General features: G+C 63.1%; 24 protein-coding genes and 1 pseudogene. 10 read left to right on the top strand and 15 right to left on the bottom strand.

Annotated features, from left to right (window positions below; all coding sequences use genetic code 11):
- Window positions 1-3 precede the first annotated feature (3 nt).
- Together AC0L2V_RS26240 and AC0L2V_RS26235 are read right to left on the bottom strand one after the other, a co-directional pair.
- On the bottom strand, window positions 4-1,512 hold the full coding sequence (locus tag AC0L2V_RS26240; RefSeq protein ID WP_473521593.1) for a sugar ABC transporter ATP-binding protein: 1,509 nt from the start codon (window positions 1,510-1,512) through the stop codon (window positions 4-6).
- A 19-nt stretch (window positions 1,513-1,531) separates the two neighbouring features.
- Window positions 1,532-2,584, bottom strand: coding sequence for an ABC transporter substrate-binding protein (locus AC0L2V_RS26235; protein ID WP_091597270.1), 1,053 nt, complete (start codon window positions 2,582-2,584; stop codon window positions 1,532-1,534).
- A 241-nt stretch (window positions 2,585-2,825) separates the two neighbouring features.
- On the opposite strand from AC0L2V_RS26235, the gene AC0L2V_RS26230 reads away from it, so the two are divergent.
- A complete protein-coding gene (locus AC0L2V_RS26230; protein ID WP_473521592.1) occupies window positions 2,826-3,626 on the top strand; it encodes an IclR family transcriptional regulator in 801 nt (266 codons plus the stop codon).
- Window positions 3,627-3,959: 333 nt separating this feature from the next.
- Here AC0L2V_RS26230 and AC0L2V_RS26225 read toward each other — a convergent pair whose 3' ends face one another.
- On the bottom strand, window positions 3,960-4,991 hold the full coding sequence (locus AC0L2V_RS26225; RefSeq protein WP_473521591.1) for an isopenicillin N synthase family dioxygenase: 1,032 nt from the start codon (window positions 4,989-4,991) through the stop codon (window positions 3,960-3,962).
- A 438-nt stretch (window positions 4,992-5,429) separates the two neighbouring features.
- Here AC0L2V_RS26225 and AC0L2V_RS26220 point away from each other — a divergent pair, with 438 nt between their 5' ends.
- Together AC0L2V_RS26220 and AC0L2V_RS26215 are read left to right on the top strand one after the other, a co-directional pair.
- Window positions 5,430-6,236, top strand: coding sequence for an SRPBCC family protein (locus AC0L2V_RS26220; RefSeq protein WP_473521590.1), 807 nt, complete (start codon window positions 5,430-5,432; stop codon window positions 6,234-6,236).
- 82 nt (window positions 6,237-6,318) lie between these two features.
- Window positions 6,319-6,549, top strand: a complete 231-nt coding sequence (locus AC0L2V_RS26215; RefSeq protein WP_473521589.1) for an AbrB/MazE/SpoVT family DNA-binding domain-containing protein — start codon at window positions 6,319-6,321, stop codon at window positions 6,547-6,549.
- A 75-nt stretch (window positions 6,550-6,624) separates the two neighbouring features.
- Here the strand turns inward: AC0L2V_RS26215 and AC0L2V_RS26210 are convergent, their stop codons facing one another.
- From AC0L2V_RS26210 to AC0L2V_RS26200, 3 genes are all read right to left on the bottom strand, one after another.
- Window positions 6,625-7,206 carry a DUF1349 domain-containing protein gene (locus AC0L2V_RS26210; RefSeq protein ID WP_473521588.1) on the bottom strand — a complete coding sequence of 194 codons (582 nt, stop codon included), beginning with the start codon at window positions 7,204-7,206 and terminating at the stop codon, window positions 6,625-6,627.
- A gap of 77 nt (window positions 7,207-7,283) precedes the next feature.
- Entirely contained in the window at window positions 7,284-8,801 is a 1,518-nt protein-coding gene (locus tag AC0L2V_RS26205; protein ID WP_473521587.1) for a S10 family peptidase, read from the bottom strand.
- A gap of 100 nt (window positions 8,802-8,901) precedes the next feature.
- Complete coding sequence (locus AC0L2V_RS26200; protein ID WP_473521586.1) at window positions 8,902-9,999, bottom strand: lactonase family protein; 1,098 nt, start codon at window positions 9,997-9,999, stop codon at window positions 8,902-8,904.
- 155 nt (window positions 10,000-10,154) lie between these two features.
- Between AC0L2V_RS26200 and AC0L2V_RS26195 the strand changes: the two are divergent.
- The 3 genes and pseudogenes from AC0L2V_RS26195 to AC0L2V_RS26185 form a co-directional block, all read left to right on the top strand.
- A pseudogene (locus AC0L2V_RS26195) lies at window positions 10,155-10,289 on the top strand (amine oxidase); the annotation flags it as partial.
- A gap of 3 nt (window positions 10,290-10,292) precedes the next feature.
- The gene (locus AC0L2V_RS26190) at window positions 10,293-11,453 is read left to right on the top strand and encodes a CaiB/BaiF CoA transferase family protein (RefSeq protein WP_473521585.1); all 1,161 of its coding nucleotides are present in this window, start codon (window positions 10,293-10,295) and stop codon (window positions 11,451-11,453) included.
- Complete coding sequence (locus tag AC0L2V_RS26185; protein ID WP_473521584.1) at window positions 11,450-12,613, top strand: extracellular solute-binding protein; 1,164 nt, start codon at window positions 11,450-11,452, stop codon at window positions 12,611-12,613. The genes AC0L2V_RS26190 and AC0L2V_RS26185 overlap by 4 nt, the downstream gene beginning before the upstream one ends.
- A 4-nt stretch (window positions 12,614-12,617) precedes the next feature.
- Here AC0L2V_RS26185 and AC0L2V_RS26180 read toward each other — a convergent pair whose 3' ends face one another.
- Together AC0L2V_RS26180 and AC0L2V_RS26175 are read right to left on the bottom strand one after the other, a co-directional pair.
- Window positions 12,618-13,454 (bottom strand): amidohydrolase family protein, encoded by an 837-nt coding sequence (locus AC0L2V_RS26180; protein WP_473521583.1) that lies wholly within the window; start codon window positions 13,452-13,454, stop codon window positions 12,618-12,620.
- Window positions 13,455-13,505: 51 nt separating this feature from the next.
- Window positions 13,506-14,297, bottom strand: coding sequence for an IclR family transcriptional regulator (locus tag AC0L2V_RS26175; RefSeq protein ID WP_473521582.1), 792 nt, complete (start codon window positions 14,295-14,297; stop codon window positions 13,506-13,508).
- A 149-nt stretch (window positions 14,298-14,446) separates the two neighbouring features.
- Between AC0L2V_RS26175 and AC0L2V_RS26170 the strand changes: the two genes are divergently transcribed.
- The 3 genes from AC0L2V_RS26170 to AC0L2V_RS26160 are packed head-to-tail and all read left to right on the top strand — an operon-like array spanning window position 14,447 to window position 16,305.
- On the top strand, window positions 14,447-14,776 hold the full coding sequence (locus AC0L2V_RS26170) for an L-rhamnose mutarotase (RefSeq protein WP_473521581.1): 330 nt from the start codon (window positions 14,447-14,449) through the stop codon (window positions 14,774-14,776).
- Entirely contained in the window at window positions 14,769-15,845 is a 1,077-nt protein-coding gene (locus tag AC0L2V_RS26165) for a Gfo/Idh/MocA family protein (protein ID WP_473521580.1), read from the top strand. The genes AC0L2V_RS26170 and AC0L2V_RS26165 overlap by 8 nt, the downstream gene beginning before the upstream one ends.
- Window position 15,846: 1 nt before the next feature.
- Window positions 15,847-16,305, top strand: a complete 459-nt coding sequence (locus AC0L2V_RS26160; protein WP_473521579.1) for a MaoC/PaaZ C-terminal domain-containing protein — start codon at window positions 15,847-15,849, stop codon at window positions 16,303-16,305.
- 87 nt (window positions 16,306-16,392) lie between these two features.
- On the opposite strand, the gene AC0L2V_RS26155 is transcribed toward AC0L2V_RS26160, so the two are convergent.
- Entirely contained in the window at window positions 16,393-17,043 is a 651-nt protein-coding gene (locus AC0L2V_RS26155; protein ID WP_473521578.1) for a Vgb family protein, read from the bottom strand.
- A 41-nt stretch (window positions 17,044-17,084) separates the two neighbouring features.
- Window positions 17,085-18,305, bottom strand: coding sequence for a helix-turn-helix domain-containing protein (locus AC0L2V_RS26150; protein WP_473521577.1), 1,221 nt, complete (start codon window positions 18,303-18,305; stop codon window positions 17,085-17,087).
- A gap of 126 nt (window positions 18,306-18,431) precedes the next feature.
- Here AC0L2V_RS26150 and AC0L2V_RS26145 point away from each other — a divergent pair, with 126 nt between their 5' ends.
- A complete protein-coding gene (locus AC0L2V_RS26145) occupies window positions 18,432-18,698 on the top strand; it encodes a hypothetical protein (RefSeq protein WP_473521576.1) in 267 nt (88 codons plus the stop codon).
- 28 nt (window positions 18,699-18,726) lie between these two features.
- Here AC0L2V_RS26145 and AC0L2V_RS26140 read toward each other — a convergent pair whose 3' ends face one another.
- From AC0L2V_RS26140 to ehuB, 5 genes are read right to left on the bottom strand one after another with little or no spacing between them, the layout of a single operon-like run.
- A complete protein-coding gene (locus tag AC0L2V_RS26140; RefSeq protein WP_473521575.1) occupies window positions 18,727-19,458 on the bottom strand; it encodes a GntR family transcriptional regulator in 732 nt (243 codons plus the stop codon).
- Complete coding sequence (gene ehuA, locus AC0L2V_RS26135; protein WP_027152502.1) at window positions 19,455-20,234, bottom strand: ectoine/hydroxyectoine ABC transporter ATP-binding protein EhuA; 780 nt, start codon at window positions 20,232-20,234, stop codon at window positions 19,455-19,457. The genes AC0L2V_RS26140 and ehuA overlap by 4 nt, the downstream gene beginning before the upstream one ends.
- Window positions 20,231-20,890: an ectoine/hydroxyectoine ABC transporter permease subunit EhuD gene (gene ehuD, locus AC0L2V_RS26130; protein WP_023800464.1), complete on the bottom strand. Its 660-nt coding sequence runs from the start codon at window positions 20,888-20,890 to the stop codon at window positions 20,231-20,233. The genes ehuA and ehuD overlap by 4 nt, the downstream gene beginning before the upstream one ends.
- On the bottom strand, window positions 20,887-21,615 hold the full coding sequence (gene ehuC / locus AC0L2V_RS26125) for an ectoine/hydroxyectoine ABC transporter permease subunit EhuC (RefSeq protein ID WP_473521574.1): 729 nt from the start codon (window positions 21,613-21,615) through the stop codon (window positions 20,887-20,889). The genes ehuD and ehuC overlap by 4 nt, the downstream gene beginning before the upstream one ends.
- Window positions 21,616-21,670: 55 nt before the next feature.
- Window positions 21,671-22,540, bottom strand: a complete 870-nt coding sequence (ehuB, locus tag AC0L2V_RS26120; RefSeq protein WP_023800462.1) for an ectoine/hydroxyectoine ABC transporter substrate-binding protein EhuB — start codon at window positions 22,538-22,540, stop codon at window positions 21,671-21,673.
- Between the last annotated feature and the right edge of the window lie 81 nt (window positions 22,541-22,621).

The following is a 22,621-nucleotide window of genomic DNA, read 5'->3' as shown; positions in this document are numbered from 1 at the left end:
TATTCACGCCGCCACCTTTCGCTGTTCGGCGCCCATCGCGGCGGAAACGATCGCTTCCTCGCTCAGCGCGCCGCGCTCGAGCATGGCAACGATGTGACCCTCCCGGACCACCGCGACGCGGTCGCAAAGGTGCACCAGTTCGGGTGTGTCAGAACTGAGCAGCACGACCGCCTTGCCGGCGGCGGCGAAGTTGCGAAGCATCATGTAGATTTCGCGCTTGGTCTCGACATCGACGCCGCGCGTCGGGTCATTGAGGAGAAGCACAAGCGGGTCGTGCGGCATCCATTTCGCCAGCGCGACCTTCTGCTGGTTGCCGCCCGAGAGGGCCTGCGCCGGCCGGTCGAGGTCGCCCTTGATACCAAGCTGGGCAGCGAGACCTCTTGCCGTCTCGCGCTCGGCACGGCGGCTGCGCAGCTTCAGCGCCGGCAGTCTTGCGAAAGCGGGCAGCATCATGTTGGTGATGATGGAATGGATCAGGTGCAGGCCCTCGCGCTTGCGGTCGGCCGGGACATAGGCGAGGCCAAGCGCGTTGGCTTTCGGCACACCGCTGGGCAAACCCGAAGCCCCCTTAACGATCGCGGATGCCGTCCTGGCCGGAATGGCACCGTAGAGGCCGAGCAGCAAATCTTCCTGCCCTTGCCCGACCAGGCCTCCGATGCCAAGCACCTCACCCGTCCTGATGTCGAGATCGACGTCGCGCATCAGGCCGGCCGAAAAATTACGAACCGAAATGGCGTTGGCAGCCGATGCCGAAGGCTGCCAATGCGGAAAGAGGTCGCCGGGGTCGCGCCCGACCATCAGCCGTACCAGTCCTCTGGCGTCGGTTCCTTCCAGGGTGCGGTCCGCCGTGCAGGTGCCGTCCTTCAGGACGGTGACGTGCTGGCACAGCGCCATGACTTCGTTCAGCCGGTGCGAAATGTAGAGAATGGCGATGCCCTCGCCGCGCAGCCTCTCCAACAGGTCCGTCAGGATTTTCGTTTCGGTTGCCGAAAGCGACGAAGTGGGTTCGTCGAGAATGAGCACGCGCGGCCGGCGGTAAAGCGCCTTGGCGATCTCCACCATCTGCCGGCGGCCAAGCGACAATTGTCCGACCGGCATCGAGAGCGGTTCGTGAAGTCCGACAAGGTCGCATGCTGCCCTGGCCCGCACTGCGAGTTCGGGATAGTCGAGCAAACCGAACCGGCGCGGATAGGCGCCAAGGCCGATGTTCTCGGCGATGGAGAGGCTGGCCGTCAGGCTGAGTTCCTGCTGGACGACGGCAATCCCTGCCTGTTGCGCATAGGCAGGGCTCATGCGCGACACCGGGCGCCCATCGACCTCGATCGCCCCGCCGTCCGGGCGCAAGGCACCGGACAAAAGGTTGATCAAAGTCGACTTTCCGGCGCCGTTCTCGCCGAGCAGCGCATGCACGCGGCCCGGCTGGAGAGCGATGGAAACATCGCGCAGGACGGGATTGCCGAAGAAGGACTTCGACACCCCCCGCGCGGCAAGAAGCGGAGCCGTGGCCAGCACTTTCTGCGACCTTTCAGGCTTATTGCTCAGCCAGAAGTTTCTTGAACAACTCCTCGTCGTAGGGCGAATAGATATAGCCGTCGGCCGGAAAGTCGGCCGCCCGTGCGAGGTACTGATCGATATTGGAATTGTCGATCACCGGCAGCGGGATCTTGACAAAAGCCGGCACATCCTTGCCTTCCAGCGCCTGGACGGCGGTGTAGGTGGCGAAAGCGCCGAGCCAGTTCGGCTGCATGGTTGCCCAGCTCTTGAGGCCCTTTTCCTTCCAGAGTTCGAGGAATTGGCGGGCATTCTCGCCGGTGATCGGCACTTGTTCGCGGCCCTGCTTGTCGAGGGCGAGCACCGCGCCCGCCGACAAGGCGCCGCCGAGCGACAGTATCCCGTCGATCTCGGGATTGGCGAACAGCAGGCTGGTGACGGCTTCCTGTGCAGGCGCGACATTGTAGGGTGTATTGGTCTCGGCAAGGACCGTGACGTCAGGATGGGCCTTGAGCGCCGCGTCAGCGCCTTTGCGCCGATCGTCGCTGACCGAAACGCCGGCCGGGCCGTTGAGGATGAGGATCTTGCCCTTGCCGCCGATCGCGTCGATAAGGAACTTGGCCGCCTGATCGCCCCACTGGGCGGAATCGGTGTTGACCTTGGCGGTCACCTGGTCGGTGTCGACGAGGCTGTCGAAGTTGATGATGGCGATGCCCTTGGCGCAGGCATCCGCCAGCACACGCGCCGGCGCGGTCGACGAGCCGGCAATCAGGATGATGGCGTCAACGTCGGAATCGATCATCGACTGGATCTGCTGGATCTGGACGTTTGCGTCGCCCTGGGCGTCGGTTACGACAAGCTTGTCGACCAGCCCCTGCTTCTTCAGGGTCTCGACCTCGGCTTCGATCGTGCCCTGTGTCTGCTTCATCCAGGTCGGCACTGAATAAATGTTGGCCCAGCCGATCGTGTACGGCGCCTTGCGGTCGCCCTTGATGCATTTGGCGGCCGCATTGGCCTGCGAACCGGCGCCGAGGCTTAGTAGGAGACCGAGGCAAAGGGCGCTGGCGGATGCGAAAAACGATGATTTCGTCATGATTGTTCCCTTCTGAGGTTATGCCTGGACGTGCGGGGTCCGGACGAGAAAACCCGCCGGTTGCCGCATCCGGAAACCGCCTGTTTTTCTCGTCAGAACGTTCTGCGCCTGGCTCGTTATTGTCTGATATTTCAGACAATGGGTCTGTATATCAGACAAATGGGATGCTAGACTGAGCCTTGACATCTTTCAAGCGTCTTGAGACGAGGGCCGAATTGATTTTTACGCGGATGCGGCCGACATGAGCGATGGAGCTACTGGTCTGATCGAAACGGAAGCCGGCGCCGAGCCGCGCAATGGCGAACGCCGCCGCGGCATCGACCGCGTCATCATGCTGCTGGAAGCGCTTTTGCGGCACCGCGCGCCGATGCGCGTCGGCGACATCGCCAAGATGATCGGCGCACCGCGTTCGACCACTTACGAAATCGTCAACAGCCTGCTCGAAGCCGAAATGCTCGAAAACGTCGGGACGGAAGGCTACGTCTATTTCGGTCGGGCTATGCATCTGTTCGGCTGGGCCTACTCGCATCACAACGCCCACTACCGGCGCATTATCGAGACGCTGGACAAGATGGCGGCCGAGACCGGCGAGACCGTGCAGTTGTGCGGCCTGCGCGGGAACAAATACATCGTTCTCGATTGCCGTGATTCTTCCGGCCCGTTCCGGATTTCAAGCGATGTCGGGGTCGAGGTGCCGATCCCGTGGACGGCGTCCGGGCGGCTCCTGCTCGGCCATATGAGCGAGCAAGAAGTGAAGGACTTCATCCCGCCTGGCGACTACAAGCTGCCCGACGGCCGCGTCATTGCGCCAGCCGAATTCTTCAGCGATGTCGCCCTGGCCCGCCGGCAAGGTTTCAGCGAGACCGTCGCCCTCGCCGACCGCTTCACGTGGTGCATGGCCGCGCCCATCCGCGATAGCTACGGCGCCATCAACAAGACTCTTTGCTTCGTGTTGCCGGTCGACACACCGGAAGCACGGCGCAGCGATTTGCTTGCGCTGCTGTGCGAACGCGCCCGTGGATTGTCGTTGGCGGGAAGCTAACGCATTTCGCCCAAAAGTGCGCAGCGGTTTTGGGATGACGACATGCATAAAAATAAAGAACTTAAAGCGCGTCGCGTGAATTCCTTATGACGCGCTTTTTGAAGAATCGGCTCTGGCGCCTTCGCCAAGGGAGCGCGGAAAAAAATGGCCGGGCTCGAATACGGCCCGGCCAAAAGAAGGTTTACACCTTCAGAGGGGAACACCGTTCAGCGGATGGGAGGAAACCGTCGAACGGTGTCGCCTGTTTGAGCCTGTTTGGGCGGGTTGGCGACGAACAAAATTCCAAAAGCCGGCGGGACGACGAAAATTCCTGTTCTATGTGCTCTGACCACTTCAGACGGGTGACGCCCTTGTCTCAACCCTTGTCTCTGGCAGATCGGCATAGTGCCGGCGCGCCACGTCGGGATGCGAGCGCAGGCGACTTTTCAGCACATTGGTGCCGACGTCGCGAAACAGCGGATTGTCCGGATCGCTCGCCGGTCCGCGCGCCTCGGCAGCCAGTTCTTCAGGCAAGGTCAGCAGCGGGATCGTCGCGTCGAGCCGGGCGCTGAAGAAAAACGGAACGGAAATCCGCTCGACACCGGCCGGCGGCGTCACGACACGGTGAACCGTTGCCCTGAGATAGCCGTTCGATGCCAGTTCGAGGAGTTCGCCGATGTTGACCACCAGCGTTCCGGGGATCGGATCCACATTCACCCAGCTTCCGTCATATTCGACCTGCAGCCCCTTGTTGTCGTCCTGAAGCAGGAGCGTCAGGAAACCGCCGTCCTTGTGTGCGCCGACACCCTGGTCGCCGCCGGTTGTGTCGCGCCCGGGATAGCGCACGATCTTCATGCGATGGTTGGGCTCACCGCTATAGATCGGATCGAAAGCATCCTCGGCCTGGTCGAGCGACAGCGCGAAGGCCTTCAGCAGGCGGACTGCCACCGCCGTCGCCCTGGTCTGCCATGCCAGCAGTGCCGGCTTGAGTTGCGGCAGGGCCGAAGGCCATTGGTTCGGCCCTTGCAGCCGCGTCCAGGCAGGAATGCCCGGCCCCTTTGGTATGGGTCGACGCTCGACGCCGATGTCGAGCTGTTCGCGCCAATCGGCCTTGCCCCTGGTCAGTTCGCCACCGGTGCGCGTGTAGCCGCGGAATTGCGGGGACTTGACCATTTCGATGGCCAGCTTGTCGGCTTCCGGCAAGGCAAAGAACCGCCGCGAGGCGTCGAGCACCTCGTCGATCTCCACAGCCGAAATTCCATGGCCGCTGAGATAGAAGAAGCCGACATCGCGGGCCGCCGTGCGCAGATCGAACAGAAAGGTCCGACGCTCCGACGCGCCCTGTTCGAGACGGCTGAGATCGAGCACGGGTACAATCCTGGCCATGGTCAACCTCCTCCTGCCTCAGGCTTGGTTCAGGCCTTTACGGTGACACGCAGGTTGTTGCGATCAAAGCAACGCTCGATCCAATCTCGATGCCGTTGGCGGAAAGTCAGCGCTGCGTTTGGCGGCCGGCAGGCAAATAACGTCCGAACGGCTGTTCCATGGCACACTCACGGCCAAGCGCTGCAATGTCATTGCATGAAGAGTTCTGCGGTCTCAGGTTCGCCCTCTCTTCATGAATTCGGCTCGATTGCGAACGCTCAGATCACACGACACGGCGACGACGCACCATAGCCGCTTTCAGCCATCAGCGTATTGACAAAATATTTTGTCAATACGAAAATGAGTGTGCTTGAGCTTTGGCGGCCGCATCGGCTCGTAGTGGCGTCGTACCGCACCCGGCCCCGACCGTGAGGACGCCAAACCCTGAAAGGAGTTCCCATGCCGATCAAGAAAGATGAAACCGGAAAGCGTTGGGTCGAGATGGAGTTCATCACGCCCGGCACACCTGAGGAGGTGTGGCGGGCCATTGCGACGGGTCCCGGCAACACTGCCTGGTTCACAAAAACCACGATCGACGAGCATGTCGGCGGCAGGCTTCATTTCGACTTCGGTCCCAATGGCGCGTCCACCGGCGAAGTGACGATTTGGGAGCCGCCGTTCCGTTTCGGCTATGTCGAACGCGACTGGAGCGAAGGCGCGCCGCCTGTCGCAACGGAGATCACCGTGACCAGCCGGTCGGGTGATCGTTGCGTCGTCCGCATGGTCCATTCGCTGTTTGCCTCGACCGACGATTGGGATGATCAGTTGGAAGGGTTCGAGAGCGGCTGGCCCGGCTTTTTCGAGGTGCTGCGCATTTACCTTTCGCACTTCGCTGGCGAAAACGCCGCCAGCTTCAGCGTCATGGCCAGCACGAAGGCCGACCAACTCTCGATTTGGAGGCAACTTACCGAGACGCTCGGACTGGCCGGCGCAAATGTCGGCGAGCAGCGGAATGGCCCGCAGCAGCCGGAGAGACTATCCGGCATAGTCGAACGCGTGCGGCAGGACGACAAGCAGCGCTTCATCGCGCTGCGCCTGACTGCACCTGCTCCCGGCATTGCCCTGATCGGAACCTATGATATCGATGGCAGCGCAAACGCCAGCATGGCCCTGTATCTTTATGGCGACGACGCCGAACAGCGCGCCGCCGAGGGCGAGCCCAGGTGGCGAAACTGGTTTGGCGAAACCTTCAAGCATCCGGGCTGACGGATGCTTCTGGATCGGCCGGCCAGGAGGTCGGCCGCCCGGGCAGTTCCGATATCATGGCGCATATGCATAGGAGAGTGTGATGAAGGTCGCCAGGTGGGGCAACAGCCTCGCTATCCGTATTCCTGCCGTTGTGGTCGAGGTCCTCGAACTCAGGGAGGGCGATGAGATTGAGATCCACGTCGCCGATGCCCGACGACTCGGCGTCGCGCGCAAACCTGCGCGCGAGGAATTGCTGAAGCGGCTTCGCGCCTTCCGCGGCCGCCTTCCCGCCGATTTCAAGTTCGACCGGGACGAGGCGAATGCTCGGTAGCTTCTTCGACCGCGCAATTCGGCTGTCGGAACGATACTGCTGTGAAGCGTCGCCCCGATCCGGTGACAGGACGCGTCAGTCGTGGAGTTCCCTCGAGATCGCCGGGCCGACTGAAAAATCGCTGAATGTGACTTCGAAACCTTCGCGTTGCGGCGAACAGCACATCATGCCGACCTCGACTGTTTTCGAGGGCGGGAAGTATGCGAGCCGCACCGGCTTCCAGCGATGGTCGGAGGCATCGCGATACTGAACGCGGATTGTCTCGGCATGGCGGCTCAGCCGGATCCTGACTCCGTCCGGACCGGCCGGGATGCTGACCAACGACCAGTCGGAAGCATCATTGGTGACGACGACGGAAAAATAGGCGAGCCCGTCGGTGAACTCGATGCCGGCCTTGACCCAATGCGTCTCGCTCAGCCGGACCATCAAACCGGCCTGATCATAGAGCACCTTGTAGTCCCCCTTGACGGTGACCTCGGCGCTGAAATCGCCCTCGACCTGCCGGTAGAGGAAGTGGCCATTGTCACGCCAGAAGTCATAAAAAGTCTCGCGCCAGAAATCGGTTTCCTTGCCGGTCCGCACATGTACGGTGCTGTCGCCGAAGGCATGATGCGGTGGCGGGTTGAGCCAGGTCAGTTCTGCAGGCTGAGATGTCATCGACTTGTTCGCCTCGCCGGTTCGTGTTGCGTCATCCGCCTCTCATGCGACGAGGCGGATTTGTCTCTTTTACGCGCTCATTTCGGCGCTTGGTAAAGCTCGGACGCGGCCTCTCTCAGCGCGCGCCGGCTCTCCGGCCTGAAATACATCATGTGGCCGCCTTCCAGCAGTTCGAGGCGGATAGGCGTTGCGCCGGGAAGCGAAGGAACCTGGCCGACAAGATAGCGTGACACCAGATAGGGCGTCACCAGGTCGGTGTAGCCGTTGACGATCAAAACGCCGAGGCTGGGATTTAGTGCGCGCGCCTGCTGAAGGTCATCCATCACGCCGGTATAGCCCTGACGCGTCGGGCTCGTCCCGTAATCCCAATTGCCGCTGATTTCACGGTTGAGAAGCCGATAGCTTAGATCGGTACGGAATTTCAGTTCCTCCCTGACATAGCTGACAAAGGCGGAAGTGAGCGCCGGCACGCTTCGGTCGAGCACCGGATCAGGGCCGCTGGGCCTTGGACTTTCCGGGGCAACGTCTGCCGTTTCGATCGTGCCGTCATAGACGCTGAGAACATTGCCCCTTGCCCGCGCAAACTCCTTGGCGAAGAGCGCGGTGGGAATGCGTGCAAAGTTTCGTTTCACGAGTTCGAGCGGCAGGCCGGTGATTTCAGCAACGCGCGGGCTCGCCAGACGCCCGCCCTGTTCGAGCCCGCTGGCAAGCGCGACGAGATAGTCGCCAAGCGCATAGCGTTCGACATCGGCCAACCGCTCCCGCAACTCGGAACCGGTGACGCTTTGGCTGCGCAGGCGCACCGCCGCCAGCGACGGCAGCTCAAGCGCCCAGTGAAGCGGCTGGAACTCGTCGGGCCGCACGAGCGTGAATTCGAGCGCCGGCGAGATGAGCACGATGCCGCGAGGGCTGATGCCGATATCATCCTGGAGCGTCTTGGCAAGCAGTGCCGCCCGAAACCCGCCATAGCTTTCGCCGGCAAGAAACACCGGCGACGCTGTGCGGCCCGCTTGTGCCAGATAGAGCCGGATGAAGGCGCCCATCGCGGCGGCGTCCTGATTGACGCCCCAGAAGCTGCGTGCCTCGGTGCCGGATGCTTCGCGGCTGTAACCGGTTCCGACGGGATCGACAAAGACCAGGTCGGTCATGTCGAGCCAGGTGTTCGGGTTGTCCAAAAGCCGCTGCGGCGGTGGGAGAAAACTTCCATCGGCCGCTGTCGCCATCACGCGTGGACCAAGCGCGCCAAGATGCAGATAGGCGGAAGCCGCTCCGGGACCACCGTTGAATACGAAAGTGATCGGGCGACGGGGATCAGGTTCCCGGCTTGGCTCGGGACGCAGCGTGTAGGCGACATGAAAGATTTCCGCGGTGATGTCGCCCTTGCCGGATAGCAACGACAGCGTGCCGGCACTTGCCTGATAGTTGAGCGTGCGTCCCGCGATCACGATCGAATGATCTGAGACCTGGGGCGGCGGGAGCAGCGACAGAACGCCGCCCGAAGGCGACGGCCGTTCGGCCACTTGCGCATGGCCGGCTGGAAGGCCGCCGACCAGCACCAGCATAGCAAGGGTGATTTCTAGCAGCTTGGTACGCATGGCGACTCCGCAGCGGAACGACTGTAAGCTACCACGCTGATGGCTCAGCCGAAATCACAGGACTGTGCACGCCCTCGCTGCTGGAAGGAGAGCAAGGCTTTCAACGCACGATCTTCACGCACATCGGCGTGCCGATTTCGATAAACCGCCCGGTGTCGGCCAGCCGCCCCGTGGCCGCATCGCGCGCGAAAATCGAGATGCGGTCGGCGTTCTGGTTGGCCGAGAAGAGATGGCGACCTGAGGGCGTCAGTGCCAGATTGCGCGGCGTAGCGCCCCCGCACGGCGCATGGTCGACCAGCGCAAGCGTGCCCGTCTGCTGGTCGACGGAAAACACCACGACACTGTCATGGCCGCGGTTGGAGCCATAGAGGAAGCGGCCGTCGGGCGATATCTGGATGTCGGCGCAATGATTGCCGTCGCGCGCCGCGGCCGGCACGGCCGGCTTCGTGTCGATCTCGGTGAGCCTGCCCGACGCTTCGTCCAGCGCAAGCGAGACGACCGTCGAATCCAGTTCGTTCATGACGAATACGAAGCGCCCGCCCGGATGCAGCGCCACGTGACGTGGCCCAGCGCCGGGCGCAAGCGCCGACTCCGCCAGTCTGGTCAGGCCGCCGGCGGGCCCGATGCGGTACGCGACAAGCCGATCGATGCCGAGATCGGCGACCATCGCCACGCCACCGGCAATCGTCTCGGTGACGCTGTGGGCATGGGGACGTTCCTGACGAACTGCGTCGGGACCAGTTCCGCTATGGGCGACGCTCGACAACGGCGCAGTCAGGCCGCCATCGTCGCGCAGTCCGTAGACGACGAGCGAGCGATCGGGGCCGCCTTCGCCCATGCCGTAATTTGCGACCAGGAGCTTCGTCCCGTCGCGCGTGACGGTGTTGTGCGCCGTGATGCTGCCAAGCGTCGGCTGCTTGTTGATGTAGGAAAGCGTGCCGGTTTGCCTGTCGAAATGGTAGGCCGAGACCACACCTTCGCGCCAGGTGAACACTTCGGAATTGGCATAGACATGGGAGCCGCCCGGCGTCACCGACAGGAAGGTCGGATTGTCGACGTCTCCCGTCTCGGCCAGTTTCCTCGTCTCCAGCGTCTCTTCGTCGAAACTGTAGACACCGAGCCCAACGCCGCGCGCGCCCTGAAAATACGGCGCCTCGCGGTTGAGGCTGCCGACGAAGACCAGACAGGCGTCCTGCATCGAAATCCCCTTTTTCCGCCGGCACCCAGCCGCAGCGGATCGCGGCAAAATTTCGCCTGTTCACGCTTGAAACACAATCCCATATGTGAAAATACTATTCACCAAAGAAGATTGGTACGGGGAATCGTGCAATCCAATCTCGACACGAAACCCAATACAAGGAGATGGGGCTGATCCGCGCCAGCTATGAAGTCTTCAAGAGTGAAGGAGAGCTCGTGCTTTATTGCGAGCACCTGCAGACGGTGAAGTGCCGGAATCCGGCCGATTTCGCCGGCAAGACTGAGACATAGGCGATGGCTGCCATTGCCGAATTGCCGCTGACCGGGCTGGTCGTCGTCGACATGAGCCAGTTCCTGTCCGGGCCCTACTGTTCGCTGCGGCTGCTCGACCTCGGCGCCCGCGTCATCAAGATCGAGCGCCCCGATGGGGGTGACCTGTCGCGCCGGCTCTATCTCAGCGACACCGAGATCGGCGGCGATTCCACCATCTTCCACGCCATCAACCGGGCCAAGGAAAGCTTTGCCATCGACCTCAAGGAAGAGGCCGATCTGGCGGCGCTGCGCGGCCTGCTGGCCAAGGCCGACGTGCTGATCCAGAATTTCCGGCCCGGCGTCATCGAGCGCCTTGGCCTTGACTACGAGGCGGTGCGCAAGATCAATCCACGCCTGGTCTATGCCTCGATCAGCGGCTATGGCGAAGAAGGCCCCTGGGTCAAGCGCCCCGGGCAGGATCTGCTGGCGCAGGCGCGTTCCGGCGTGATGTGGCTGAACGGCGACGAGGACCAGGGTCCGGTGCCCTTCGGCCTGGCGATTGCCGACATGCTGGCAGGCGCCGCCGCCGCGCAAGGCATCCTTGCCGCACTGGTGCGGCGCGGCCTGACCGGCACCGGCAGTCATGTCGAGACCAGCCTGCTCGAAGCGCTGGTCGACTTCCAGTTCGAGGTGCTGACCACGCATCTCAATGACGGACGCCGCCTGCCACGGCGATCGGCGTTCCGCAGCGCCCATGCCTATCTGTCGGCGCCTTACGGCGTCTATCCGGCCAAGGACGGCTATCTGGCGATTGCCATGACGCCGATCCCGAAGCTGGCCGACCTTTTGGCACTCGAACAGCTTGCGCCCTTTCGCGATCAGCCGTCGACCTGGTTCACCGCCCGCGACGAGATCAAGGCGATCATTGCGCAAAAAATCGCGACGAAAACCGTTGACGATTGGCTTGCCATCCTCGAGCCCGCCGACATCTGGTGCGCCAGGGTGCTGACCTGGCCAGAAATGATGGCCAGCGAAGGTTTTCAGGTGCTCGACATGCTGCAGACCGTGACGCGCGAGGATGACGTCTCGATCCTCACCACGCGTTCGCCGCTCAGGGTCGATGGCGTCCGCGCCAAGGTCGAGCGGGCGGCGCCGCGCATCGGCGAGCACAGCGCAAAGATCCGTGAAGAATTCGGGCTGTGAGCGACGTGACGCTCAAAGGCATGACCTGGAGCCATCCGCGCGGCTACGACCCGATGGTCGCCTGTTCGGGACTGTGGAAGCAGCAGACCGGCGTCACCATCGAATGGGACAAGCGCTCGCTGCAGGATTTCGAATCGTTTCCGGTCGAGGACCTGGCCCGTGCCTACGATTTGATCGTCATCGATCATCCGCATGTCGGCCAGATCACCGCCGAGACTTGTCTGGCGCCGCTAGACGTTGTGGGGCGTGAAGAGGAACGCGCGGCACTGGCGGCAGGCAGCGTCGGCCAGTCCTATCCTAGCTACAACTGGCAAGGCCGGCAGTGGGCGTTTCCGATCGACACGGCCAGCCAGGTGCAGGCGTGGCGGCCGGACATGCTTTCCGCCGCGCCGGCGAACTGGTCCGAGGTGCTCGACCTGGCGCGGCAAGGCCGCGTGCTGCTGCCGCTCAGGCCGCCGCATTCGCTGATGGTGTTCTACACGCTTGCCGGCAATCTCGGCAGGCCCGCCGTCGAAGAGCCTGGCGACCACATTAACCCTGACATCGGCGGCCGCGTTTTCGAGATGATGCGCGAGATCGCGGCTCTCGTCGATCCGACCTGCCTTGGCATGGACCCGATCGGCGTCCTGGAGGAGATGGCCAGCTCCGGCACGCGGATCGCCTGCGCGCCGCTGATCTACGGCTACGTTTCCTATGCCATCGCCGGATTCCGCAGCAGCCGCCTTGCCTTCGCCGACATTCCGCCTGCCGGCGACGCCAGTGTAGTCGGGTCGGCGCTCGGCGGAACCGGCATTGCCGTGTCGGCCTTTTCGAAGGCCACGCAAGAGGCCATCGACTTTGCCTACTGGATCGCCAGCGGCGAGGTGCAGCGCGGCCCCTATGCGTCGGCCGGCGGCCAGCCCGGCCATGCCGCAGCCTGGGACGATGCCGCCGTCAACGCAGCCGCCGGCAATTTCTACAAGGACACCCGCGCCACGCTCGAGAGGGCCTGGGTCAGGCCACGCCACGATGGCTACATGGCCTTCCAGCAGGCGGCCTCCGATCGCATCAATCTCGGCCTGACCGAAAGGCACGATGCCGGCCGCGTCGTCGCCGATCTCAATCGCCTGTTTGTGAAGAGTCTCCGACACCCGGCGCTGAGCTGTGGCAGAGTTCGCTAACTTCTCACAAATTCCACAGCCGCTTCGCATTGGCGGAGAGCAGCTTTTGCCGTTCATCGATGCTTGCTCCGGCAAGCAGCGCATGCGTCGCCGCAATCCAGGTGGCTAGTCCGCCGCCAAGCGTGCAGACCGGCCAGTCGCTGCCCCACACGACGCGGTCCCAGCCAAAGCATTGGATGGTGTGCTCGACATAGGAACGCAGCGTTTCGACTGTCCAGGATCCAGCGTCCGCATAAGCGACCACACCGGAAATTTTGCCGACGACGTTCGGGCGCCGCGCGATCTCCGCCATATGCTCGCGCCAGGGATGCTCACTGCTGCCCTTGATGTCGGGCACGCCGCAATGGTCGAGCACGAACTGCACGTCCGGCGCGAGGTCGGCAAGCGCAATCGCCTTGGGGATCTGATGCGGCAGGACGACGAGGTCGAAGGTCAGTTTGGTGCCGGCAAGCCGCTTGATGTTATCGCGAAACAGCACGCCTTCCGAAAGCCCGTCCGGCACGACGTGGAGCACACGGCGAAAACCCTTGACGAAAGGATCGGCGCGCTGGCGCTCGAGATAGGCGGCAAAGCCCGGCTCTTCCGGACGGCAGGCGGCTATTGCCCCGCGCAGCAAGCTGTCCTTCTGGTGTGACAGCGCCTTTACGTGACTGGTCTCAGCCTCGATATCGGCTGGATCGACATCGACCTCCATGTGCAACGCGCCATCTATCCCGGCGCGGCGAGCCTGGACTGCATATTCGTCGTAGGGGAAATCGCGGTTCAGCGCCGGCACGTTGGAGAGCCAAGGGTAGCGCAACGCCGACTGGTCGATCAGATGCAGATGGGTATCGAAGATCATGATTGCGCGCTCCTCCTTCGCCGTTTCAAAATCATCTCACGCAGAAATTGTTCAATCAGTCGCCTGCTTGGCAGCGGCTCCCGCCAGTTGCGACAGCTTTTCGGCCGCTGCCAGCAACAGTTCTATGGTCCTCGTAATGTCGGGCGCCCTGGGTGCGTTGATCAGGGTTATGTAGGGGATCGACAGCGCGGCGATCGCCCTACCGTCCGAGCCAAGCACGGGTGCCGACAGGTTGAACACACCGGCGGTCTGCATCGATGCCATCATTTCATAGCCGCGTTGTCGGATCTGGTCGAGACGGGCAAAGAAGTCCGGCGATTGAGGCGGCTTGTGGGCGCTGCGCAGATGTTCGGAGATCATCATCCGCCGCTCTTCCGGCGAGCGGAACGCCAGCAGCACATGTCCGGAGCCGGTGTCGAACAGGCTGACATGCGCGCCGACGCGAATCGAGATGCCCCAATAGTCCGGCGCCTCCTGCTGGGCGATCACCACGGCAGAACCGCGGTCGAAGACGACAAGCTGGTTTGACTGCTGCGAGGTCTCGGCAAGTTCGCGCATCAGCGGCGTCGCATAGGAAACCAGCCGCCGCACCGGCGCGTGCAGATGCGCCAGGCCAAACAGCTTGAGCGTCAGCGAGTAACGGTCGCCATCCGGCCGCGTGACGTAGCCGCGCCGCACCAGCCGGTCCAACATGCGGTAGAACTCGTTGGGGCTGCGGTCGAGCTTCTTGGCGATTTCCGCCTGGGTCAGGCCGCCATCGACGCCGGCCAGAAGCTCAAGGATGTCGAGACCCTTGTCGAGCGCCGGCGCGCGATAGCGGTCATCGTCCTCGTCCTCCGCCATAGTCACTCCCCGTGGTCAGCATCCGAAGGACCATCGGCTTGGTGATTGTGTAAATTATTTGTTTGTATGTAAATAGTGGGCAGATCACCGCCGGTGCAACGCAACGCATCGCGGCATTCATAACGACGATAGTGAAACAGGAGCCGGTCATGCAGCGGATGGCAATGGTGCTCGGCCTCAAGCCGGAAAAGGTCACCGAATATGTGCGGCTTCACGCAGCCGTCTGGCCTGACGTGCTGGCGATGATTTCCGCCTGCAACATCAGGAACTATTCGATCTATCTCAAGGAGCCGGAGCATCTCTTGTTCAGCACTTTCGAGTACCACGGCACCGACTATGCCGCCGACATGGCGAAGATGGCCGCCGATCCCATGACGCAGGAATGGTGGGCGCTGTGCATGCCTTGCCAGGAGCCGCTGCCGACCCGCAAGGAGGGCGAATGGTGGGCATCGATGGACGAAGTCTTCCATCATGACTGATGGCGTTTTCGACCCAGCCTCGCTCTTCCAGTCCTGGGCGAAGCCATCGAAGCCGCGGCCGATCGTCATTTTCGGCGCCGGCTCGATCGTCGGCGACGCGCACTTCCCGGCCTATCGGAAAGCCGGCTTTCCGGTCGCCGGGCTTTTCGATCCAGACCACGCCAAGGCGGAAAAACTCGCGGCCAACTGGGGCGTCACCGCTTACCGGTCGATCGAGGAGGCTGCGTCAATCGACGGCGTCATCTTCGACCTGGCGACGCCGCCGGCTCATCATGCCGGTGTGCTCAGGGTGCTGCCCGACGGCGCCGTAGCGCTGATCCAGAAGCCGATGGGCAGCGACCTCAGCGAGGCCACCGAGATCCTCGAAATCTGCCGCGCCAAAAATCTGAAAGCGGCGGTGAATTTCCAGCTTCGCTTCGCGCCGATGATGCTGGCGCTGAAGGATGCGATCGCCAGGGGCTGGCTGGGCGACGTCGTCGACTTCGACGCCTGGCTGGCGCTGGCGACACCCTGGCAGCTGTGGGAATTCCTGCTGAAGGCGCCGCGCGTCGAGATCGCCATGCATTCGATTCATTATCTCGACCTGATCCGGCAATTGCTCGGCGATCCCAAGGGGATTCACGCCAGGACGCTCGGTCATCCCGGCCATAAGGTTGCGCAAACCCGCACCAGCGCGATCCTCGACTATGGCGATATTGTGCGCTGTGCACTGTCGATCAATCATGATCATAAATTTGGCCGAAAACACCAGGCCTGCGAGTTCCGCATCTGCGGAACCGAGGGCGCCGCCTATCTCGAGCTCGGGCTCAACCTCGACTATCCGCGCGGCGAGCCCGATGTCCTTGAAATTTGTCCCAGGGGCGGCTCAGACTGGGTCACGGTGCCGCTCGTCGGCGAATGGTTTCCGGACGCATTCGTCGGCCGCATGGCCAATGTCCAACGCTACGCCTCAGGCGAAGACGCCGAGCTTGTCAGTTCCGTCGAGGACGCCTGGAGCACCATGGCGCTGGTCGAGGCCGCGTACCAATCGAGCGCGGCGCCGGCAACACCGATCGCGGCGAGGCCCTGACATGGAGCAGACTGTCTATTTCGAGGACTACCAGATCGGCTCGTCGCGCATGACCAGCGGGCGCACCCTCACCGAGACCGACTTCGTCGTGCATGCCGGCCATACCGGTGATTTCTTCCCTCACCACATGGACGCCGAGTTCATGAAGACGACGCCGTTCGGCCAGCGCATCGCCCATGGCACGCTGGTCTTCTCGGTCGGCGTCGGACTGACGGCAAGCGTCATCAACCCGGTCGCGTTCTCCTATGGCTATGACAGGTTGCGCTTCATCAAGCCGGTGTTCATCGGCGATACGATCAAGACTCGCACCACCATCTCGGCCAAGCAAGACGACCCAAAGCGGCCGGAGTCGGGTCGCGTCATCGAGCGCTGCGAGGTGATCAACCAGCATGGCGATGTGGTCCTGGTGGCCGACCACATCTACATCGTCGAACGCCGCGCCAAGCCCAGCAGCGCTTAAGGGCTCCAGCGATCCGGTCCGCCACGTTGATGGCCGCTCCGGCGGACGGTTCGTCAAAGCGGAAAGCGGGCCCGCGAGCCGCTTCGGTTAACTGCTCGTGGAGCCTCGGCTGGGTCGGCGGATGGCTCTCACCTTGCCGCTGTTTCCACCGCCGCAGAAGAACTGATCGCCACCATCGGACTCGAGCCCCGACACGCCTGTTCCAGGCGGCATCTCAAGCTTCTCCAGGACCTTTCCGGTTTCAGGATCTATCCGCCTGACATCGCTCTCGTCACCTTCCCAGGTGCCGTGCCAGAGTTCGCCGTCGATCCAGGTGACCCCTGTGACGATACGGTTGGAATCGATTGTGCGAAGAACTGCCCCTGTCTGGGGGTCTATCTGGTGGATTTTGCGACCGCGATTCTGCCCCACCCAAAGTGAGCCTTCGGCCCAGGCGAGTCCGGAGTCGCCGCCGCCACCTGGCGCCGGAATCGTGGCGAGCACGCGGCCAGTGTTGGGATCGATCTTCTGAATGCGATCTTCGGCGATCTGGAACAGGTGCTGGCCGTCGAAGGCCGTTCCTGCGTGCGCGGCGACATCGATCGCGCGCACCACATTGCCGCTCGCAGGATCCAAGGCGTTCAGCCTGTCTCCTGACGCAAACCAGACCTGCTGACCGTCGAATGTAACCCCAGCCACCTGGTCGACACCCGGAAAGGGTCCATATTCGCGGAGGACTTCAGCTGCAGATCGTTTCATGCTTCTGCTCCAGGCTCAGATCTGTTGAATTGTCCATGACACTAGTAACCCGACAGTGAGCCGGGGAGTAACAAGATTGTCGGGAATCCCGGCACCGGCGGGGTCATCCAACGGCGCGCTCGCCCGCGGCCGAAGGACTGCACCTTGCCTGCTGCCGCAAGCTGCTCGAGCGAGCGCTGCACGGTGCGCGAGCTGGCTCCGAGCGCAATTGCGAGCGCCGAGCTCGACCACGACTCGCCGTCGGCGAGGAAGGCGAGCACCGCTGCATGCGGCTCGTCGGCGGGCGGCGCCAGCACCACGACATCGCGTGGGCGGCGCGGCTTAAGCGCAAAGCCTCGCTTGGTCGCGCTCACATCCGCCAGTGACCGCATCTCCACCCGAAGCCGACCGACTTCGACCCGCAACCGGGCGCGATGCGATTCATCGGCGTGCTTGCCGCCGAAGGCGCGTGCGACGAGCGTGCTCCGCGGCACGTCTGCGGGCCAGGCTTCGCCCAGCGCACGCGCAAGCGCGAACAGGACCGGGCGCGTCGCCAGCGAGACGATCATGCCGGCGTCCCGCACGATATTGCGGCAGGCGTCGACGACGAGTGCCCCCGACGCCAGCAGCGCTTCGACCTCCTCGAGCAGGAGCGGGCGCTCAACCCCGCGCGCGATCAGCCGCGCCGCGGGCGTGTTCATCACCAGGGATGCGCCTTCAACCTCGGCCGTCAGCGCTGGAATGTCCGCCTGGCCCGCCGCGTGCGCGGCCCGCCCGAGCGCAGCGCGCGCCGCCTTGGTCCGGAGGCGGCGTAGCGCGACCCCCGCAATCACCAGCTCGTGGGCGGCCCTCGACGCGGGTGGGAGCGTCGTCGGGTCGAAGCCGGCGAGCCTGCTCTCGGCCTCATCGAGGCGTCCGATCAGGAGCAGGCGCCGCGCTTCAAGATTGCGCGCATGCGCGGCATTGACGTGGTCGCCGTGCTTTTCAAGCGTCGACCGCGCGGCGTCGAGTGCCTTCGCCGGCCAGCCGAGGTCGCGCGAGACGAGCGCGATCTCGGCTTCGGCGACGACGCACCTCGCGCGGGCCACTGCCTCTTTCGGACCGAAGGCGCGCGCAGCACTTTTGAGAAGAGCCTTTGCTCGGACGAGATCGCCGAGCTGCGCCATCGCGATGCCGCGCAGCGCAAGCGCAGGCGCATCCTCACGCAGGGCGACCCGCTTCAAAGCGCCAAGAGGATCACCCGTCGCAAGGGCGCGCGCCGCAGCGGTGATCAGCGAGTCCATCGGAATCCCGTCACACTTGTCACTCTCACCTTTCGATGTCCGGTCCTAATCTATCTCAGCACCAACAACCAGCGCGCCGTGTCGAAAAGGGACGACGTCTCGATGACACTCCACCCCGACCAGAAGATGCCCGAAGGCAGCGGATCTGCCGATTTCCCAACCGACAATGTCGCCGCCGGCGCGGCCGACTGGCTATCGCTGGCGGCCGCGCCCACCTTCGCAATCATGGCGCTGCTGACGGCCGTTACTGGTGATGCCGACATGATCTGCGCGGCGCAAGATGCGTCGCCGCTGAACGAAATGGCGATGATGTACCTGCTGATGAGCGCCTTCCATTTTGCGCCCTGGCTGAAGCTGGTCGCCGGCCGACGAAGCGGTGCCCACCGGTCGTGACCCGGGCGTGCGCCAGGTCAAACGTGAATTACAGAGTTCCGCCGGATAGGTTGACCTCGCCTGCATGACGCATCATGCGGCGAAAGCTCATCGAGATATGGGCTCGCCTGATGTGCCCGATCGACTCCCAGTCGCCGATCTCGGCGGCGGCAAGCACCTCTTCCATTTCGCGGCGGAACGCAGTGAACTCCTCGACCAGGCCCAACTGCGGCATCATCTTCAGGACGACGCGCGCGACCTGAAAATACAGGCGCTCGCTGATCTCGCGCAGCGGCTGGTTGCCGGTCATCGCGGTGAGCTCGTAGAAAAAATCCATGTTGAGGCGCAGGAAAGCGCGCTGGTCGGGATTGAGCACATCGGAATCGCAGTGCGCGATGAGTGCCCTTATCCGGTCGAGGTCGTCCGCCGTGCGCGGGATCGGCGAAAGCTTGCCGACGAGGAGCGCCAGCTCCAGGCGCAAGTGATAGACCTGCTGCAATTCCTCGATGTCGACGTCGGTGACGATCGTGCCGACGCCATGGACGGATTGAACCAGACCCTCGGATTCGAGGCGCGCCAGGACACGGCGAACCGGCGTGCGGCTGATCTGGAATTCCTGGGCAAGCTCTTCCTCGGAGAGATGGCTGCCGGGCGCATAGTCGAGCAGGCAGATGCGGTCGCGCAATATCCGGTAGATACGCTCGAACCGCTCCCGCGCCGAGAGCGGGCGCGGCGGTGCGGCGGTCGCGGCCAGGGGCGCGGCATCCGTCTCAAGCGTCATCCAGCCTCCAGGACAGCGTGCAGGAACTGCCGCGTCCGCTCGTTCTTGGGGGCGCCGAACAACTCGTTTGGCGGCCCCTGTTCGCAGATCTTGCCGGCATGGAAAAAGCAGACGCGATCGGAGAATTCCTTGGCAAATCCCATCTGGTGGGTGACCATCAGCATGGTGAGGTCATGTTCCCTGCCGAGTTTTCGGATGACTTCAAGCACTTCGCCGACGAGTTCGGGGTCGAGTGCCGAGGTCACCTCGTCGAACAGCATGATCTTGGGCCGCATGGCGCAAGCGCGGGCGATGGCGACACGCTGTTGCTGGCCGCCGGAAAGCTGCGAGGGATAGTGGTCCTTCTTCTCCGACAGGCCGACCATGTCGAGCAGCTCGGCCGCACGCGCCTCGGCATCGGCCCGCTTCATGCCGAGCACGGTTATCGGCGCCTCGATGCAGTTCTGCATCGCCGTCATGTGCGGGAACAGGTTGAACGACTGGAACACCATGCCGATCTTGGCGCGGATCTTGCGGATGTGCGCGAGATCGGCGGGAACAAGCTTGCCGTTCCTCTCCATGTGGGTGAGCGGCTCGCCTTCGACCCAGATGACGCCGTCATTGATCGTCTCCAGCGTCATCAGCATGCGCAGCACCGTGGTCTTGCCGGAGCCGGACGGCCCGATGATGGAAACCTTCTCGCCGCGTGCTATGTCCAGATTGAGCCCGTCGAGAACGGTCAGCGCGCCGTAGCGTTTCGAAACATTGTCGAAGCGGACCATCGGTTGTTCCGTCATCGCATGGTCCTCCGGTTGAGCAAGCCTTCGAGGGAGCGAATGAGCGCAGCGGAAACCAGGCTCATGGCAAGGAAGAACAGGCCGACCAGCGTCATCGGCTCAGTGTAGCGGAAGGTTTCGGAGCCGATGATCTTGGCGGTCTGCATCAGCTCCAGCACGGCGATTGCGGAAAGCAATGGCGTCTCCTTGAACAAGGCAACCAGATAGTTGCCGAGCGCCGGAACGATCGGCGGGATCGCCTGCGGAATGATGATGTCGCGGAACGTCGTCCAGGCTGACAGATTGAGGGCGACCGAGGCTTCCCACTGGCCGCGATGGATGTTGTCGAAACCGGCGCGATAGACCTCGGAACAATAGGCAGCGTAGTGGATACCGATGGCAAGCACCCCGGCGGTGAAGGCGTCGAGCACGACACCGAATTTCGGAAAGACGAAATAGAGAAAGAATATCTGGATCAGCAACGGGGTCGACCGGATCAGTTCGACCAGCACCGAAATCGTCCAGCCGGTCCACGGCACGGCGATGCGGACCACCGCCAGCACCAGGCCAAGCGAGGCGGCAAGCGCAAACCCGATCAGCGTCGCCTCGATGGAAACGATGGCAGCGCTGGCGAGCACCGGCAGGATTTCAAAAGCAAATGCCCAGTCCCAGATCATGCTGCCTTCCCCCGCGCCAATCCGAGCGAAGCCCGCCTTTCGAGAAGCCGCATGCCGATGGTCACGACCAGCGACATTGCCAGGTACATCAGCAGGACGAGGGTGAAGATCGGAATGGTCTTGAACGTGTTCTGGTTCATTTGCTGCGCCTTGAAGGCGAGGTCCGAGAGCGTGATCAGCGAGACCAGCGCTGTCGATTTCAAAAGCTCGATGAACAGATTGCCCCAAGGCGGGATCATGGCGACGAAAGCCTGCGGCACGATGATCCGGCGCAGCATCTGGGGGCGGCTCATGTTCAATGCGGTAGACGCCTCCCACTGTCCGCGGGCGACGGACTGGATCGCGCCGCGCACGACTTCCGATCCGTAAGCACCAACGTTCAGGCCGAGCGCCAGGACAGCAACCAGAAATGCGTTGAGCGTGACACCGAATTGCGGCAGCACGAAAAACAGCCAAAACAATTGCACCAGCGCCGAGGTGCCGCGGAAGATCTCGACATAGACCGTGGCCAGCCATTTGAGCGGCACCGGGCCATACATCCTTGCCAGCGCCGCCAGCACGCCCATGACGATTGCCAGCAGGCTGCCGAGGATAGCGATCTCGATCGTCAGGACCGCGCCTTGCAGCAGCCCCGGCATAAACACTTTGTAAGATTCCTGCGTTGCCAAGGCACCGATCACGACAAGCGCGACGACCAGCATGGCAACGAGCGTACGGATTCCCATGCGGATTCCCCTAGGAAAAAGGGGCGGCGCTTTCGCGCCGCCAGCAGTTGGGAACCTATTTGCCCGCGCAAAGCTCCGCGGTGGTCTTGTTGGGCAGGTAGTCCTTGCCGAAGCCGAGCGGCTCGACCAGCGCGATGTGCTCCGGCGAACCGAGGAACGTCTTCAGCTCGGCGTTGAACGCCTCCTGCAGGTCGGTATCTTCCTTGCGGAAGCCGAAGCCGCCATGGCCTTTCACCGACTTGCCGGCAACCTCGCCGAACGGCTTGGTCGATTCGACGCCGTCGGCCTTCTTGGCCATGTCGGCGATCGAAAGAGCGGTTAGCGCGGCAGCGTCGGCACGGCCCGACTGGACGGCGGCGACCAGACTGGACTGGTCGGGCAAGGCAACGATCTGCCCGGCGGCGACACCAGCGTCCTTGGCATAGCCGCCCTCGACGGCGCCGGCCATCACGGCGAGCTTGAGATCCGGGTTTTCCTTGATGCTGGAAAAGTCCTTCACGCCCTTCGGATTGCCTTTTGCCACCAGCATGGCCTGACCGATGCCGTAGGACGGCTCGGAGAAATTGATCTCGGCGCAGCGCTTCGGATTGATGAACATGCCGGCGGCGATGATATCGAAACGGCCGGCCTTGAGACCTGGGATAAGCGAGCCGAACTCGGTCAGCACGCCGTCAACCTGCGCGATACCCATCTTGGCGAGTACCGCCTTGGCAACTTCCGGCGCTTCGCCGGTCAGCTTGCCGTCAGGCGTGGCGTAACCGAACGGCGCCTCGTTGGCAAAGCCGACGCGGATATAGCCGTCCTTCTTGGCCTGTTCGAGGGTGGTTTCCGCATAAGCGGGCAGCGCCGTGAATGATGTCGCGGCAAGCGCGAGGCAGGCGGCGGCTTTCACGACCATCCGGCGCGATATCGATGATTTGAACATGCTTTTCTCCCATTGAACAACTGACTGATATTCCCGGGCGCGGCCTTCTTCGAGGTCGACACCTGCCTGTCAAGACGTATA

It is taken from the genome of Mesorhizobium sp. WSM4814, from assembly GCF_055811595.1.
This window is presented reverse-complemented; position numbering and strand designations above follow the sequence as displayed.

Bases quoted from the DNA above. Each gene is read 5' to 3' on its own strand.
- AC0L2V_RS26150 (WP_473521577.1), bottom strand. From the start codon at position 18,305: ATGGACTCGCTGATCACCGCTGCGGCGCGCGCCCTTGCGACGGGTGAT.
- ehuB (WP_023800462.1), bottom strand. From the start codon at position 22,540: ATGTTCAAATCATCGATATCGCGCCGGATGGTCGTGAAAGCCGCCGCC.
- AC0L2V_RS26140 (WP_473521575.1), bottom strand. From the start codon at position 19,458: ATGACGCTTGAGACGGATGCCGCGCCCCTGGCCGCGACCGCCGCACCG.
- AC0L2V_RS26190 (WP_473521585.1), top strand. From the start codon at position 10,293: ATGGCTGCCATTGCCGAATTGCCGCTGACCGGGCTGGTCGTCGTCGAC.
- AC0L2V_RS26170 (WP_473521581.1), top strand. From the start codon at position 14,447: ATGCAGCGGATGGCAATGGTGCTCGGCCTCAAGCCGGAAAAGGTCACC.
- AC0L2V_RS26230 (WP_473521592.1), top strand. From the start codon at position 2,826: ATGAGCGATGGAGCTACTGGTCTGATCGAAACGGAAGCCGGCGCCGAG.
- ehuC (WP_473521574.1), bottom strand. From the start codon at position 21,615: ATGGGAATCCGTACGCTCGTTGCCATGCTGGTCGTCGCGCTTGTCGTG.
- AC0L2V_RS26175 (WP_473521582.1), bottom strand. From the start codon at position 14,297: ATGGCGGAGGACGAGGACGATGACCGCTATCGCGCGCCGGCGCTCGAC.
- AC0L2V_RS26165 (WP_473521580.1), top strand. From the start codon at position 14,769: ATGACTGATGGCGTTTTCGACCCAGCCTCGCTCTTCCAGTCCTGGGCG.
- ehuA (WP_027152502.1), bottom strand. From the start codon at position 20,234: ATGACGGAACAACCGATGGTCCGCTTCGACAATGTTTCGAAACGCTAC.
- AC0L2V_RS26155 (WP_473521578.1), bottom strand. From the start codon at position 17,043: ATGAAACGATCTGCAGCTGAAGTCCTCCGCGAATATGGACCCTTTCCG.
- AC0L2V_RS26210 (WP_473521588.1), bottom strand. From the start codon at position 7,206: ATGACATCTCAGCCTGCAGAACTGACCTGGCTCAACCCGCCACCGCAT.
- AC0L2V_RS26225 (WP_473521591.1), bottom strand. From the start codon at position 4,991: ATGGCCAGGATTGTACCCGTGCTCGATCTCAGCCGTCTCGAACAGGGC.
- AC0L2V_RS26145 (WP_473521576.1), top strand. From the start codon at position 18,432: ATGCCCGAAGGCAGCGGATCTGCCGATTTCCCAACCGACAATGTCGCC.
- AC0L2V_RS26220 (WP_473521590.1), top strand. From the start codon at position 5,430: ATGCCGATCAAGAAAGATGAAACCGGAAAGCGTTGGGTCGAGATGGAG.
- AC0L2V_RS26205 (WP_473521587.1), bottom strand. From the start codon at position 8,801: ATGCGTACCAAGCTGCTAGAAATCACCCTTGCTATGCTGGTGCTGGTC.
- AC0L2V_RS26235 (WP_091597270.1), bottom strand. From the start codon at position 2,584: ATGACGAAATCATCGTTTTTCGCATCCGCCAGCGCCCTTTGCCTCGGT.
- AC0L2V_RS26200 (WP_473521586.1), bottom strand. From the start codon at position 9,999: ATGCAGGACGCCTGTCTGGTCTTCGTCGGCAGCCTCAACCGCGAGGCG.
- AC0L2V_RS26215 (WP_473521589.1), top strand. From the start codon at position 6,319: ATGAAGGTCGCCAGGTGGGGCAACAGCCTCGCTATCCGTATTCCTGCC.
- AC0L2V_RS26160 (WP_473521579.1), top strand. From the start codon at position 15,847: ATGGAGCAGACTGTCTATTTCGAGGACTACCAGATCGGCTCGTCGCGC.
- ehuD (WP_023800464.1), bottom strand. From the start codon at position 20,890: ATGATCTGGGACTGGGCATTTGCTTTTGAAATCCTGCCGGTGCTCGCC.
- AC0L2V_RS26180 (WP_473521583.1), bottom strand. From the start codon at position 13,454: ATGATCTTCGATACCCATCTGCATCTGATCGACCAGTCGGCGTTGCGC.